The organism is Phascolarctobacterium sp., from assembly GCF_030531065.1.
Taxonomy (GTDB): domain Bacteria; phylum Bacillota; class Negativicutes; order Acidaminococcales; family Acidaminococcaceae; genus Phascolarctobacterium_A.
The window spans coordinates 39,889-54,810 of sequence record NZ_JAUNOQ010000015.1; the positions used below are offsets into that span (position 1 = coordinate 39,889).

At 50.1% G+C, this 14,922-nt stretch carries 12 protein-coding genes and 2 pseudogenes; 2 read left to right on the forward strand and 12 right to left on the reverse strand.

The genetic code is table 11. The features are described 5' to 3' along the window. Positions 1–24 precede the first annotated feature (24 nt). Positions 25–507 (forward strand): YbaK/EbsC family protein, encoded by a 483-nt coding sequence (locus Q4E64_RS09620; RefSeq protein ID WP_303167671.1) that lies wholly within the window; start codon positions 25–27, stop codon positions 505–507. 121 nt (positions 508–628) lie between these two features. On the opposite strand, the gene Q4E64_RS09625 is transcribed toward Q4E64_RS09620, so the two are convergent. From Q4E64_RS09625 to Q4E64_RS09670, 7 genes and pseudogenes are all read right to left on the reverse strand, one after another. After that, positions 629–2,044 carry a glucose-6-phosphate isomerase gene (locus Q4E64_RS09625; RefSeq protein WP_368501565.1) on the reverse strand — a complete coding sequence of 472 codons (1,416 nt, stop codon included), beginning with the start codon at positions 2,042–2,044 and terminating at the stop codon, positions 629–631. A 146-nt stretch (positions 2,045–2,190) separates the two neighbouring features. Beyond that, positions 2,191–3,444, reverse strand: a complete 1,254-nt coding sequence (locus tag Q4E64_RS09630; protein WP_303167673.1) for a DEAD/DEAH box helicase — start codon at positions 3,442–3,444, stop codon at positions 2,191–2,193. A 98-nt stretch (positions 3,445–3,542) separates the two neighbouring features. Beyond that, positions 3,543–4,667 (reverse strand): annotated as a pseudogene (locus Q4E64_RS11500) (recombinase family protein). A gap of 38 nt (positions 4,668–4,705) precedes the next feature. Next, the gene (locus Q4E64_RS09655; protein ID WP_303167678.1) at positions 4,706–5,776 is read right to left on the reverse strand and encodes a virulence RhuM family protein; all 1,071 of its coding nucleotides are present in this window, start codon (positions 5,774–5,776) and stop codon (positions 4,706–4,708) included. 408 nt (positions 5,777–6,184) lie between these two features. Then, positions 6,185–6,391 carry a hypothetical protein gene (locus Q4E64_RS09660; RefSeq protein WP_303167679.1) on the reverse strand — a complete coding sequence of 69 codons (207 nt, stop codon included), beginning with the start codon at positions 6,389–6,391 and terminating at the stop codon, positions 6,185–6,187. 72 nt (positions 6,392–6,463) lie between these two features. Then, positions 6,464–7,273 (reverse strand): CHC2 zinc finger domain-containing protein, encoded by an 810-nt coding sequence (locus Q4E64_RS09665; RefSeq protein ID WP_303167680.1) that lies wholly within the window; start codon positions 7,271–7,273, stop codon positions 6,464–6,466. A 61-nt stretch (positions 7,274–7,334) separates the two neighbouring features. Further along, on the reverse strand, positions 7,335–7,526 hold the full coding sequence (locus Q4E64_RS09670; protein WP_303167681.1) for a hypothetical protein: 192 nt from the start codon (positions 7,524–7,526) through the stop codon (positions 7,335–7,337). A gap of 134 nt (positions 7,527–7,660) precedes the next feature. On the opposite strand from Q4E64_RS09670, the pseudogene Q4E64_RS09675 reads away from it, so the two are divergent. Then, positions 7,661–8,092 (forward strand): annotated as a pseudogene (locus Q4E64_RS09675) (hypothetical protein); the annotation flags it as partial. 14 nt (positions 8,093–8,106) lie between these two features. Here the strand turns inward: Q4E64_RS09675 and rlmD are convergent. The 5 genes from rlmD to Q4E64_RS09700 all read right to left on the reverse strand — a co-directional run. Then, a complete protein-coding gene (gene rlmD / locus Q4E64_RS09680; RefSeq protein WP_303167683.1) occupies positions 8,107–9,753 on the reverse strand; it encodes a 23S rRNA (uracil(1939)-C(5))-methyltransferase RlmD in 1,647 nt (548 codons plus the stop codon). A gap of 162 nt (positions 9,754–9,915) precedes the next feature. Beyond that, entirely contained in the window at positions 9,916–12,087 is a 2,172-nt protein-coding gene (gene glyS / locus Q4E64_RS09685) for a glycine--tRNA ligase subunit beta (protein ID WP_303167684.1), read from the reverse strand. After that, complete coding sequence (glyQ, locus tag Q4E64_RS09690) at positions 12,087–12,968, reverse strand: glycine--tRNA ligase subunit alpha (protein WP_303167685.1); 882 nt, start codon at positions 12,966–12,968, stop codon at positions 12,087–12,089. The genes glyS and glyQ overlap by 1 nt, the downstream gene beginning before the upstream one ends. A 378-nt stretch (positions 12,969–13,346) precedes the next feature. Then, a complete protein-coding gene (locus Q4E64_RS09695; protein WP_303167686.1) occupies positions 13,347–14,258 on the reverse strand; it encodes an LPP20 family lipoprotein in 912 nt (303 codons plus the stop codon). A gap of 16 nt (positions 14,259–14,274) precedes the next feature. Beyond that, on the reverse strand, positions 14,275–14,922 hold a 648-nt coding region (locus Q4E64_RS09700; RefSeq protein ID WP_303167687.1), incomplete at its 5' end, for a hypothetical protein.

Below are 14,922 nucleotides of genomic sequence, written 5' to 3' on the forward strand. Positions count from 1 at the left end.
AAAAAAATTCAGGAGGAATCGCTTATGTCCATTGAAAAGGTGCGCGCTTATCTGCGCCAATTTAAAATAGAAGACCGCATTATTGAATTTGCCAGCTCCAGCGCTACCGTAGAGCTGGCGGCTCAGGCCGCAGGCTGCGAACCGGCCCGCATCGCCAAAACTCTGTCCTTTAAATTACAGGACGGCAGCTGCCTGCTCATCGTAGCCGCAGGCGACGCCAAGGTGGACAACGCCAAGTTTAAGCACTTCTTCGGCTGCAAGGCTAAAATGCTCAGTGCGGAAGAAGTAGAGCCCCTTATCGGCCACGCTATCGGCGGCGTGTGTCCCTTCGCTATTAACGACGGGGTTAAAACTTATTTAGACATTTCCCTCCAGCGCTTTACTACCTTCTTCCCCGCCTGCGGCAGCCACAACAGCGCCATCGAGCTGACGCCGGAGGAGCTGGAAAAATACGCCGCCAACTGCCAGGGCTGGCATGATTTATGCAAAGGCTGGCAGGAAAATTAAAACGCAGCGCCAAAAAGCAAATCCCCTTGCAAGCAGAACCTCCGCTCTGTTTGCAAGGGGATTTTCAATTTTACGATTGCGTTTTCATTATGGATTTATAAACCAAAAACAGAAGGACAATTTACAGCTGCGCTTTCATAATGCGTTTGTAAACCTCTACGCCGGGCTGGTCGTAAGCGTCCACGTCCGCCAGCTCGCCCTCGTAGGCCACGCTGAGCATTAAGAAGTACATCATCTGGCCCAAATAATATTCGTTAAGCTTGGGCAAAGTGAATTTGGCGTTATAACGGTTATCGCTGCTCAAGGCCGCTTCGTTAGCCGCCAGCGCTACCTTCAGCGCCTTATTCATATCCAAGCCGTCGTATTTTTTGAAGAAGGGCACGTCGGCAAAGGGATTATGGATAACCGCTTCTTCCTCGGGGTTAGCAATCTCCAGGAACTGTACCACTTTATTTAAACGCCCGTCCTGGTGCTGCTGGGTTTGCGCGTGCATATCCGTCGTGCCCACAGCCACGATGGGCGTTCTACCGTAGTTGACTATTTTGCCGTTGCGGTCGTAGCGTTTGCCCAGGGATTCCGCCAAAAGCTGCACATACCATTCGCTCAAGGATTTCAGATGCATACTGTAGGGCATAAAGACTTCTATTTCGCGGCCCTTAAGGTAAGCCATATATTTCAGCAGCGCGTTTAAAAGCGCCGGGTTTTCCTCCAGCTCCGCCTGTTGGCAGAAGCGGTCCATTTCCCGCGCACCGCGCAGAAACTCCTCGATATCGCTGCCCAAAGCGGCCATCGTCACCAGTCCGGGATCGGTCATGACGCAGAAGCGTCCGCCGATGCCTTCCTTAATATCGAAGCGCTCCCAGCCGAAACGCTGCGCCAGCTGCAAAAGCGGCGCCTGCTCCATATCGGCGTTTAAATCGGTAACTACAGTACAATCCAGCTCGATATCCAGGTCTTTTTGGAATACGTCGTAGAAATAGGTAAAGGCAGAAATAGTTTCCAGCGTCGTTCCCGATTTGGAAATCGGCACCAGCATCACCTTCAGCTTTTGCCCGCGTTCTACATGCCTGGCTGCCAGGCGCTCCACCTCGTACACCAAACCGTTGCAGTCCACCGGGTCCAGATTATTGCCGGAAAAATAAATGCGCGGCTGTCCCTGACGCATGGTGCTGTTGGTATTCCAATGGCAGCCGCCGAAAGCGTCGAACAACACCTTATTGCCTAAATAGGAACCGCCCACGCCCAAAAAAACTACTACGTCCTGCCGCCGCAGAGCCTTGCTGTATTTCAACAGCTTAATAATAGAAGCCTCGGTATTAGGATTGCCCTCCGCCACATAAGGCATTCTCGTAAAATATACATGCTCCGGCGTCCCATCCTTGGACAAATGATTTTTCGCAACGCCCTCGGCACGAATGCTCCTCACCGCGGCATCCGCCCGGCCGCCGCATTCGGCGATGGCCTGCGCCACCTCGTCCTGCCGCAGGCGGTTCTCGCCGAACATATTGGTAAAATCAAAGATCAAACCGCTGGGCATGGTAATTTTAAATTTCAAACCCTACACTCCCTACAAACTCTCTCAGAGCTTTTTATCATTAAATATGATTTTAACACAAATTTATTGAATATGCAAATAACCCCTGGAGCTAAAAACAACTCCAGGAGTATTACTTTACTTACTTTTTATTTTTTCGGCCCCTGGCGGCGGTTGCTGCCTGTCTTAGGCGCTTTGCGCTTATCGGCCACGGCGTTGCGTCCGCGTTTGGGCCCGGCGGGCTTCTTCGCCTTCGGCGCGGCGCCGCTCACACGGCGGGCCACGGTTTCGCCCTCCAAATTCTGCCGCTCCAGCAAAATTCCCAGCTTAGTTTCAATATTGCGCAGCCATTTCACTTCCTCCGGCGTATATAAGGTAATCGCCACGCCGTCGTTGCCCGCGCGTCCCGTGCGACCGATGCGGTGCACGTACCAATCCACATCATGGGGAATATCGTAATTGATAACGTGGGTCACGCCCTCCACGTCCAACCCCCGCGCCGCCAAATCGCTGGCTACCAGAATCTGGATTTTGGCGTCGCGAAAAGCTTTCATCACCGTCTTGCGCTTAGCGGGCGACATTTCGCCGTGCAGCACATCCGTATTATAGCCCTGCGTCCCCAGCCAATCGCCCAGCTCCTTCGTGCGCTCCTTGCTCTGGCAAAAAACGATCATCAGATACGGGTTCAGCCTGTCGATGAGCGCGGCCACCGCACGTTTTTTATATTCGTCGGTAGTTTTTAAGCAAATCTGTTTAATCTTATCCACCGTCGCTTTATCCGGATTGATGTCGATAAGCGCGCTGTTTTTCGTCAGCTTGCGCCCCAGCTTACGCACTTCTTCGGAAAGCGTGGCGCTGCACAGCATAGTCTGGTGCTCCGGCGCAGTCATGGCGATCAAATCCAGCGCTTCGTTCATAAAGCCCTGCTCCAGCATCTCGTCCACTTCGTCCAGCACCAAATACTTTACGCCGCCCAAATCCGTATTGCCCTTGCGGATATGGTCCAGCAAGCGCCCCGGCGTGCCGATAAGCACATGGCTGCGGCCCTCCAGCTTATACTTCTGCGTTTCAAAATCGCGGCCGCCAGTAACGGCCAAAACCTTGACCGGGCTTTCGCCCAGCACGCGCTTCAGCTCGGCGGCAATTTGCTGCGCCAGCTCGCGGGTCGGCGTAATCACCAAAGCCTGCGCATAGGGCTTCGCCGCGTCAATCTTTTCTGCCAAAGGCACCAGAAAGGCCAGCGTTTTGCCGGTTCCGGTCTGTGCGCGGGCAATAACGTCACGCCCGGCAAACAGCGCCGGAATCGCCTGCTCCTGTACGGGCATCGGCTTTTTAACGCCCATCTTATTCAACTGCGCCAGCGTATGGGCGCACACCTTTAAAGCTGCAAATTCATTAGTCATCTTCAATTCCTTTATCCTTCTTTAAATTTCTTCATTATAAATCCAGCTGCATTGCGGACGCACATGCAAACGCTTCATTTCGCAGCGCGAGAAAATATTCAGCTCTGCGCATCTGCTTTTTCTAACAGCACTACTGTCTCGACTTGTTCTTCATTGTCCAAACTGATATTCATATATTCCTCGATGACAGGCAGCCTGAACTTGATAGATTTCAGCCACTGGCCGTTTGGCTGCCGTTCCTCATGAATCTGGATTTCGGAAATCAATACCTCCATAATCTGCCGCTGTTCCTGCTCATTCATGGCATCATACAACTTATCAAAGTAAATCAACACTTTATAGATATTGTCTCCGGTCAGTTTCTCAGCTTCAACAGCCTGCTTTTTGGCTCTGGCCGCAATCAACAGAGATTCGGTATCTTCGATCTTATATACATCTTGTAAAGGCGGTCATCTAGGTCTGCCTTACGCCGTACATAGTGCCAGTCATCCGGATCAAGAGAATCAATTTTCTCCGCCAGCTTTGCCTTGATAGAATAATGTTGGCGAAGCTGTTTCTCGTAATTTGCAATCTCCTGGTCAATGGCGGCAGTATCTACTTTCCTATTGATCTTTTCCTGCATCATGGCAGCAAACTTCGGATTGCTCACCAGCTTTACAATGACCTCCGCCACAGCATCGTCCAAAAGTTCTTCCCGAATCTGCTTTTTGTAATCGCACTTGTGCCCACGAATCATGGAGCGATGTTTGCATCCGTAATAATAAAAGTCTTTATACTTGGTGCCATCTTTCTTGTGCTTGATACTTTTGTTCCCATACATCCCTGAACCGCAGACAGGACAGAAATCATCAATTTGCCTGCGTCTTTGGAAGAATTAATGCCATCCTCCACGCACACCAGATTGACGCCAAAGTCCTGCATCACCTGAAGGGAAGAAAGCACATCCGCCGCATTTCTGCCGAAGCGGGACAATTTGAACACCAGCACATAAGATACGCCGTCTTTACGGATTTGATGTCCTCCATCATCTGGCCAAACTGTGCCCGCCCCTCAATGGCTTTGCCGGACTTGCCAGCGTCCTCATATTCGCCAGCAATCTCATAATCGTTGTAATCTGCGTAGGCTTTCATCTTGGCCTTTTGCGCATCCAGAGAATAGCCGTCCACCTGCATAGTAGTGGAAACTCTGGTATATGTGTAAACTTTTATCTTTTCTTTCTTCATCTCATCATCCTCATATCATGCAGGTCAGACAACATCTATCAATCCTGTTTCTGCGTTTCATGCAAATCAGAACCGTCAGCTTGTTTTTTTACCTCCATCTTTGCAGCTTCTCCCAACTGTCTAATTGTCTGTAGGTATTCTTCTTCGACAGGGGAAAGAGTTTGTGTCTGATAGCGTTTATATTCCGCCTTTGCTTTTTCCATCGCCTGTGCATGGCTGATTTTCCCTGCATGAGTCAGCACTTCTTCTCCGGTGACCCGCAGGATGTTGTCCAGCTGCTCCACATAATCGCTCATATACATGAGCCGATGGCGAATAGCCTGTACCTCAGCAAAGTCGAAGTAACCGGATACCATCTGATTCAGTACTCGCAGCTCTTCCTCTGTCAGATAATTCTTGGCGATCCCTATATCTTTTGCTGTTGGAAAATCGCCGGAAAAGGTGGTAAGCCCCATAAACGGCTTATCAGCATCGGCCCGCTCATAGATGACCTCAGCAGCCGTATGTCCATGCGCTGCATAATGAAGCTTGTTCTGCACCATTTTGAAGAACGCTATGGATTCTGCACTTCTGGGGTTATAATCCACACTGGTTGCGTATAAATCCAATACCTGGCGATACATCACCTTTTCCGAGGAGCGAATATCCCGAATCCGTTCCAGCAACTCATGCCAATAGCTGCCGCCGCCCAGATTTTTCAAGCGTTCATCATCCATCGTGAAGCCCTTGATCATATACTCTTTGAGTCGCTCGGTAGCCCATCTGCGGAACTGCGTAGCAATCAGAGATTTCACTCTGTAACCAAGGGAAATAATCATATCCAGATTATAAAAAGGAAGCTCCCTTGTTACCTGCCGATTGCCTTCCATACGAACCTGTCGGAATTTCCGACAGGTTGAAGACTCATCCAATTCGCCTTCTTCATAGATGTGTCCGATATGCTCTACGATGTTGCTTCTGGATGTATGAAACAACTCTGCCATCTGCTGCTGTGTCAGCCAAACTGTCTCGTCTACAAACCGGCATTCTACTTTTGTGAGTCCATCTTCAGCCTGGTAAATTACAATCTCGCCCTGGCTCTGATCCGCTCTATTCTTATCATCCGCCATTTGTTCACTCTCCTTTCTGATTGCATTTTCTATGTTCAAGAGAATGGAGCAAACAGCTTCCATTCTCTTGTTTGGACACTTATATCATGTCTATTATATCGTGCAGCAATTTTGTCTGCAACTGCTTCCGGCCTGAAATCAGAATCTTTTTTATCTGCTGCCATGCTGTCCTGATCGCCAGGCTATACTATCGGTGCAGGCAGATTCTCAATATCCAATTCCGAAGCATACTTCTCAATCAGTGTGGCCAGCAGGTCTGCAAAACCGCTTCACTCATCTATCATAGGCATTTACCTCCATAAATTGATTATATGTTATGACTGAACTCTCAAAACCCCTGCTCCCCCTGCACCGTTCTGCGCACGATGAGCAGAGTGAGCGGGCTATTTTCACTTCAGCGCCAGCTTTTTAATCCCAGGGGAAGGGTGCATCTACCGGCACAAATGGATTCAAGTCCACGTTGTGAAAGCCTCGGTTTGTTCCGATACATTTATCATCATAGATGATTCCCAATGACTTCTGGTGATCCCTCAGATGGTGGATAAACGTAGCCGCCGCAAACGGCTTTTCCAGATTATCCGGGCACCAGCGCATATAGACCTTATAGAAATCCATGGATTTGCATTTGGTTCCTGCTTTGATCTCAAAGTACCCCTCTGATTTCAAGAACGACAGGATATTATTTCTCTACTCCATAGCAGCTTCCAGATTATCCGCCGTCCTCTGGCTGATGGTAAACTGATAGTTGTTCTTTATCAGCCGGTGCAGCCCCTCCAAAGCCCACAGGAAAATGCCGTCACGCTCTGTCCTCAGTTTGTCGATCAGAAACGGATCGTCCTTTCTGTCTGCCGGTTGTTCTCTGGTGGTCAGAAGCAGCTGCCTGCGGTAAAAGCCGTTGGATTTATCATGAAGTGCGTGGAGACTGCCATTGACAAAGCAGGCAAACCGGGAATACAGTGTTCCCTGAACGCTCTGCACGCCTTTCCGCTCAATGTCGATCTTGTCCTCCAGCGTGACAATGGTCTTGATGTTGTTGGTCTGCGGCAGCGCCTCTACAAACAGCTGATGCCACTCCACATCCTCCGGTTTGGGGGCATCCCGCTCTTTCCAGTCCTCCAGCAGATGAAGATAACCGACGTAGGCTCGGAAGCATCTTTGTTTCGCCTGCCGCTGCCGCAGCTCCTCTCTGATTTTTGGCTTGACCGGCTTTTTCATCGGCGGGTCATGCCCTCTGGCGTCATAGCTGACACCAAAATCCGCCGCCAGTTTCAAGGCCGCCTCCTTCACACTCAGCCCGAACAGTTTCGCCGTGAAATCGATCACATCGCCGTCCGCCTGACAGCCAAAACAATGGTACCGCCGATCCACATTCATGCTGGGATTTTTGTCGTTGTGGAACGGACAGAGGCACATGCCGCTGCGCCTGACCGGAATCCCATAGGCTTCTGCCGCCTGCCTTGTGGTCACGGCCTCCTTGACCGCTTCAAATACATTCATACAATCACTCCCTTCCAAAGAAAAAGGCACCGCCATTCCAAAACGGAGATGGTGATGCCGCTCATAATTCCTGTTCGTGTTTTTTCATTGGACGCTGTTTCCTCTCTGCATCCCGCCGGGCAACGTCCTCCCGGCCTTGTTTCAGTTTCGCTATAATGGACGTTCTGGCCCGCTCTTTGATCTGCTCCGTGACCGGCTGCTTGACCTCCGGCTGCAACAGCTTCTTTTTGAGCTTATCCAGCGTAGTCTGCATGGCGTTTTTGATTTTCCCGATTACCCCGTCCAGCCTCGCCAGCGCATAATCCCGTTCCTTTTGGGACGCTTTCCGCTCCGGGGAACGCAGCCAGCTTTTTGTTCCCTCAACCAGTTTGATGTTCTCCTGATGAGTCTGTGTATCCGCTGATTACCTATTACCTAAATCGGCTGAACGATTGGGGACTCTATTTCCTGAAATGTAAAATCTGTGGGAAAGTGTTCCTTGCCAAAAGCCAGCGGTATGAGCTTTGCAGCGATAAATGCCGCAAAAAACAGTCCCTTCAGAACAAGCGTGAATTTGATGAACGAGCCAGGAAAAACAATTATGACCTGTGTTATAAGAATGAATGTCAGAACTGGCGAAATAAAATCAATAAGGCAAAGAAAACACCCGGATTTCCTGCTGATAAACCGGAAGAAATGCTGGCTGCTTTTGAAACTTTCAAAAAAGAAGCCTTGCAGCGGAAACAGGCTGTGAAAAAGAAAGAAGCCAGCCCGAATGAGTTTTCGGACTGGCTACTCCAGCAGAGTAATATTATTGTAAATTTATCTGAGTTTGTTTAAAGTCAAATAGCTCATTAAATCATCTGAAAATACTTTAATGCATCTATAATCGCTTTTTCCTTTTCCAACGGACACTGGGGCTGCCTGGAATTCTCAGCCTTCGCCTTATTATAATTTTCCCTCTCAATGATACCGCACTTCTGCTTCACCTGTGCGATATACAGGCTGCTGACTTTCAAGCCGCTATGCTCCAGCACATACGCCTTAATCTCGTCATGGGTAGCCTTGCTCTCCGCCGCTGTCAAATCCAGCTCGTCCAGATTCAACTCCACCTCGATATGCTGCTTGGCATTAAGTTTGGACAAAAGTACTACCGTCTCCACATGATTCGTCATCGGGAACATATCCACCGGCTGCGCCACCAGCGCCTTATAACCGTGCTGCTCTAAAAAAGCTAAATCGCGAGCTAACGACGCCGGATTGCAGGACACATAGACAATGCGCTGCGGCTCTACGCCCGCCATAGCGGCCAGCACCTTTTCCTCGCAGCCCGCGCGGGGCGGGTCAACCACAATCACGTCCGGGCTCACGCCGCCTGCCAGCAACGTCGGCAGCTCCGCCGCCGCGTCGCCCAAAATAAATTCCGCGTTGCCGCACTTATTCTCCAAAGCGTTTTTCTTAGCGTCCTCGATGGCCGGAGCCACAATCTCAATACCGTATACCTTTTTGGCGTGCTTGGCCAGATACAGCGAAATCGTACCCGTACCGCAGTACACGTCCACCACTGTTTCGCCGCCGCTCAAAGCGGCAAATTCCAACGCCTTATTGTACAGCTTTTCCGCCTGCTCACTGTTCACCTGAAAAAAAGATTGAGGCGAAATATTAAAGCTTATCGCACCCAAGCTGTCCTTAATATTTCCGTCGCCGTATAAAACCCGCGTTTTGCTACCCATAACCACATTTGTCGGCTTCTTATTGATATTCTGCACCACGCTCACTAAGCCTGGCACATACTTCGTCAGCCATTGGATAAGCTCCTTGCGATGAGGTATATCGTAAGCGGAAGTCACCAGCACTGCCATCACCTGCCCGCTGTGTACGCCTACGCGCCCCATCACATGGCGCACCAGCCCCTTGCCCGTTTTTTCGTCGTAAGCGCTGACGCCAAAGCGACGCATCCATTTGCGCACCGTCAGCAGCACCTGATTATTGGCCTCCTGCTGAATCATACAACCGTCCGTATCGACCACGCTGTGAGTTGCCGCAGCATAGCAGCCGATGCTCAGCGTGCCTTCGGCGTTGACGGCCGCAGGAAACTGCATTTTATTGCGGTAATTCCAGGGATTGGCCGCGCCTAAAACCGGCAGCACCTCCGCGTCCACATGACCAATGCGGCTTAAAGCGTCCTGCACCTGTTGGCGTTTACATTTCAGCTGGCCTTTATAGCTTAAATGCTGCAGCTGGCAGCCGCCGCATTCTTGATATACGGGGCAAACAGGCTCCACCCGCTCCGGCGCCTCCTCCAGCACGGCGTCCAAGCGGCCTACGGCATAGCTTTTTTTGACCAGCGTAATTGTAGCCTGCACCGTTTCCTGAGGCAGCGCGCCTTTTACAAAAACGGTAAAGCCTTCGTATTTGCCCACGCCCTCGCCGTTGCTTCCCAAGCCGGTAATCTGCACGGCGATACTGTCGCCCTGTTTTACGGGTATCTGCATTTTCATCTATAGCCACGCTCCTAATAAATCATAATTTTTCTTCTAAAATTATAACACGGCGGCACATAAAAAGAAACGGCACAGCCGCAAAGCCGTACCGTTTTTATGAAGTTCCTTTTATTGATCGTTTACAAGCTGTGACGAAGTATAATGGTGCTTATAACGCTTTTACTGCACGATAGCGTTAAGATCGCCCACCGCATGCGTCACATCCTTCACTGCGGACAGCAGCGCCAAGCGGTTATTCTTCACCTTTTCGTCCTCGGCCATAACCATAACGTCGTCAAAGAATTTATTGATGGGCGCAACCAGCTTCACAGCTTCCGCCAGCACGCTCGCGTAATCGTATTTCACGGACGCGGCCAAGACCTCCTTGCTGGCGCTCTGAACTGCATTATGCAGCGCAGTTTCCGCTTCGGCTTCAAAAAGCTGCGGATTGATGGCGGTTTCCGTTTCTATTTTTTTGCACAGATTTGCTACGCGGGTAGCGGCTTGAATTACAGCGGGCGCTTCTTCGCTGGCCACAAATTTATTGAGCGCGACGGCGCGGGCGTACAGGTCGGCAAAATCATCGTTGCGTTCTTCCGCCAGCACAGCGTCCACCACGTCGTAGCGGATGCCCTGGTCGATGAGCATATTGCGCAGGCGCTGCTTCATAAATTCGCCGATCTGCGGCACCAGCTTGCCGGTCTGCTCCGGCGCAATGTTAAGCAGGTACAGCGCCCCGGCGATAACCTTGTAAAGAGAAACATGGTAATCAGCGTCCAGCAGAATATTTATAATGCCCAAAGCCTGACGGCGCAGCGCATACGGATCCTGCGAGCCGGTCGGCGCTAAGCCGCGGCTAAAGGTTGCGCAGATATTGTCCAGCTTATCGGCAATGCCTACGATGCGGCCGATGTCCGTCCCGGGCAGCTCGTCGCCGGCAAAGCGCGGCAGGTAATGCTCGTAAATGCCCGTCGCCACAGCCTCCAGCTCGCCGTCCAGCTTAGCGTATTCGCGGCCCATAACGCCCTGCAGCTCGGTAAATTCTACAACCATACCGGTTACTAAATCGCATTTGCACAGCAGCGCGGCGCGATCCAATTCTTCTTTATTCACTTTAGCGTTCAACGCCATCATCAACATGGTGGAAGCCTGCACCAGACGCCTGCTCTTATCGTTCATATTGCCTAAGCCTTCCTGGAAGGAAACGGTCTTGAGTTTTTCCAAACGGTCGGCCAGCGTTTGCTTGCGATCCTCGTTGAAGAAGAATTCGGCGTCGCTCAAGCGGGCGCGCAGCACGCGCTCATTGCCGTGAGCTACAATGCCAAGGTATTCCTTGCCGCCGTTGCGCACGGTGATAAATTTATTCATCAAGCTGCCGTCGTCCGCCAAAACAGGGAAGTAACGCTGATGCTCGCGCATCGGGGTAATGATGCACTCCTTAGGCAAAGCCAGGAATTTCTCTTCAAAATCGCCGCACAAAGCAGTGGGCCATTCTACCAGATAATTTACTTCCTCCAGCAAATCTTCGTCGATTTCCGCATTACCGTTTTGCTCGTTCGCCAAATCGATAACCTGCTGGCGAATCACCTCGCGGCGTGCGTCCTGGTCGACCATGACGAAATTATCGTACAGAACTTTTTCGTAAGCGTCGGCATTAGGAATTTCTACCGCGCCGTAAGTGCCGATAACTGCGGAAGCCACAGAATTTTTAACTTTGCTGGCCGCTTTATCGAAAACAGCTTTAGCGGCGTCCAGCACCGACTCGTGTTCCTTAGCGGCGTCAATTGCAGAAGGACGCAGGAAACGATGGCCGCGGCTGAATTTGCCGGACTTAACGCCGGTAATTTCCACAGGTATAACTTCGTCGCCAAACAAAGCTACCAGCCAGCGGATAGGACGCACAAATTTAAATTCGTGATCTGCCCAACGCATATTCTTGGGGAAAGTCAGGCTGGTAAGAATATCCAGCAGCAAATCCGGCAGCAAATCCTTAACCGGAGCGCCGGCCAAATGCTTAACGGCGTAAACATAATTATCGCGGACAACCAAATCCTTAACGTCCACACCCTGACCGCGGGCAAAGCCCAAAGCGGCCTTAGAAGGAGCGCCGTTGACAAAAGCGATTTTTGCGGAAGGGCCTTTAGCTTCTACCGTGCTGTCAGCCTGCGTTTCGGCAACGCCGCTGGCGATGAAAGTCATGCGGCGCGGAGTGCCGTACACCTTTACTTCTTCAAAGGGAATGCGCAGCTCGCCCATCTTTTTAGCGGCCATCTCCTGCAGCTGCGCCAAAATACCGGGCATAAACTTTGCGGGAATTTCTTCGGTGCCAATTTCAAAAAGTAATTTTTCCATTATTTTTCCTCCCCTTTCTTCAGCAGCGGGAAGCCCATTTTTTCACGTTGCTCCACATAAGCGGCGGCGCACAGGCGGGCCATAGCGCGCACGCGGCCGATATAAGCGGTACGCTCGCTGACGCTGATAGCGCCGCGGGAATCCAGCAGGTTAAAGGTATGCGAACATTTCAGCACATAATCGTAAGCTGGACGGATATATCCCAGCTCGATAACGCGTTTGGCCTCTGCTTCATACTTATCAAACAAATCGAAGAGCAGCGCCGTATCGGCTACCTGGAAATTATAATAGGACTGTTCTACCTCGTTGGTATGGAACACGTCGCCGTAAGTAATGTCGTCCACCCATTTAATATCGAAAACATTTTCCACGCCCTGGATATACATTGCCAGTCGCTCCAGGCCATAGGTAATTTCTACGGTTACTGGCTTTACGTCGATGCTGCCCACCTGTTGGAAATAAGTGAACTGGGTGATTTCCATGCCGTCCAGCCAAACCTCCCAGCCTAAGCCCCAGGCGCCCAAGGTCGGAGATTCCCAGTTGTCCTCTACAAAACGGATATCGTGCTCTTCCTGATGAATGCCCAGCTCGGCCAAACTTCTCAGGTACAGCTCCTGAATATTTTCAGGAGAAGGCTTCACGATAACCTGAAATTGATGATGCTGGAACAAACGGTTGGGGTTGTCGCCGTAGCGGCCATCCGCCGGACGGCGGGACGGCTCTACATAAGCCACGCGCCAAGGCTCGGGGCCCAGTACGCGCAAAAAGGTGGAAGGGTTCATCGTGCCCGCGCCCTTTTCCACATCGTAGGGCTGCGCCATGATGCACTTCTGCTCAGCCCAGAATTTTTGCAGCTTCAAAATAATTGTTTGAAAATCCATGTTCTGCCTCCTACTATCAGTATGCAAAATTGTTGTTACAAAGACGATTGCTTACCAGCTGCCCTGCGGCAAATAAAATAAGCACCTTCGTCCCGGTAACTTACTGTTACAGGGACGGAGATGCCTGTATGCGAACTCCGCGGTTCCACCCTGCTTGACTGCAAAATGCAGCCCGCCTCAATCCATATGCTTTTACAGCTCCAAAGCGCCTTCGCCCGCTCTTGCCGTCTTGCACCCTCACGGCTCGCTAAGCTTGCAGGCTACTCCTCTTCTTCTCAGCTTAACACATAGTATATAAAACTGCGCGGCGTTTGTCAAGGTAGAAGAAAGAAGTACGGTAAATACCACCAGTCAATAATAGAATGCCGCATCAATAATTTACTTTACAAATACTACAGAACCATTATTTAATACAGCTGTTTCTTCATCAGCAATCAAAATTCTATCCCCGTCCTCTACAGAGACAACGACATTCACCTTATTGATAGAATTTTTTCCGCCTTTAACCAACTGCGCTTTTATCACCAACGGATTTTCCCCAGCGCGCGTATCGCCGCCGGTCGCAGCTTGCAGGTCATTGGAATATTCCACCATTCCCTGTGAAATCGCTAAATCTCTATCAATATTCCGTACTCCATAAATGGCGCGGCCGTTAATATCATAAATCACAGGAGAAAAAGTAGGACTCAACCCCAAGCCGCTGGCGTCTATTACTACGCCTGTATAAGCCACTTTCCGCAGTTCCCCAACCTCCTGCGCCGATAACGATGTCTGACCAACAGCCGAAGCAGCTTGCTCCTTATCGCCCGCTTTCATCTGCGGAAAAGCAATCGCCGCCAAGCTTCCTGTTTTTCCATATAAAGGAACGCTCATTTCCACATAATAGCTCCCATCCAAATTGCTGCCCTCGTCAATAATAGTTGCACCTTTAACCAAGGCGCTTACCTGTGCCCTGACGGTATCGCTGGCAATAGTCAAATCCTCCATTACCGTATCGCCGTCAATTTGAATGCCATTGATTGTTTCTGCCAAGCTGCGATATGCGTCTACAATCGCAGCCCTGCGCGCCAAAGCTGTTCCCCTTGCGCCGGCATTTTCAGGAGGCAGGCCGATGCCAAGGGCAGTAACATTTGCTTGGGAGCCTTTAGTCCAATTTACGTTTCCCCGCATGTCCTGCTTAACTGCCGTTTCCATATTATTAGCATATACATTTTCAGGAATCATTGCCGCATTAACGCATAAACCTAATATGACGGCGGCAGCAAGTCTTTTAAGCTGAATGTTTTTCATTTCTTCGTCCACCTTCCTAAATTTTATTAGTATCAATTTTTATATCTTTCAAAGCCTTTTCAAACGCTCTAAAATAAGCTTTTTCAAAAGAAGGCGCTCCCATGTAGATAGCGGTGCTCTTTCCTTCCGTAAGAATCTGCTTCATAAAAGTGTATTCGCCCTTAGCAACATTCATTACCCTGGCGTCGCAAGTAATATTTGTCTTGGCAGTTACGCTCATAAAACCAGAGGAATAACGTGGAACGTCGTTTGTTAAACGAACAAAGAAAACATAATCGCAAGCAAGATTCTTGCCAATTTCCTGCACGTTTTCTTTCTTCATAGGCACGGCATAACCGCTCCAACCGCTGGAAACCACGGAAGCCATATCGTGCTCTTCCCGATATAGTTGGATTGCCGATAAGCTATCGCTCAACGGCAGAATATCAAATTTATCTTTAGTGAAAATAAGTTGCGCCTTTTCGTCCACCATGGTGTGTACCTTTTCATCATTACAAAAGGTCAAAGGAGCCTCCAAAAAAATCGCCACTTTTTGCTGGGCAAAAACTGTAGCACAAATAAACATCATAAATACACATATAACTAAGCTTTTTAATTTAATCACATTAAATCCTCCTCGTATAATATATTCAGAAGCGAAAAAACAGCTTCTATAAATTAATAT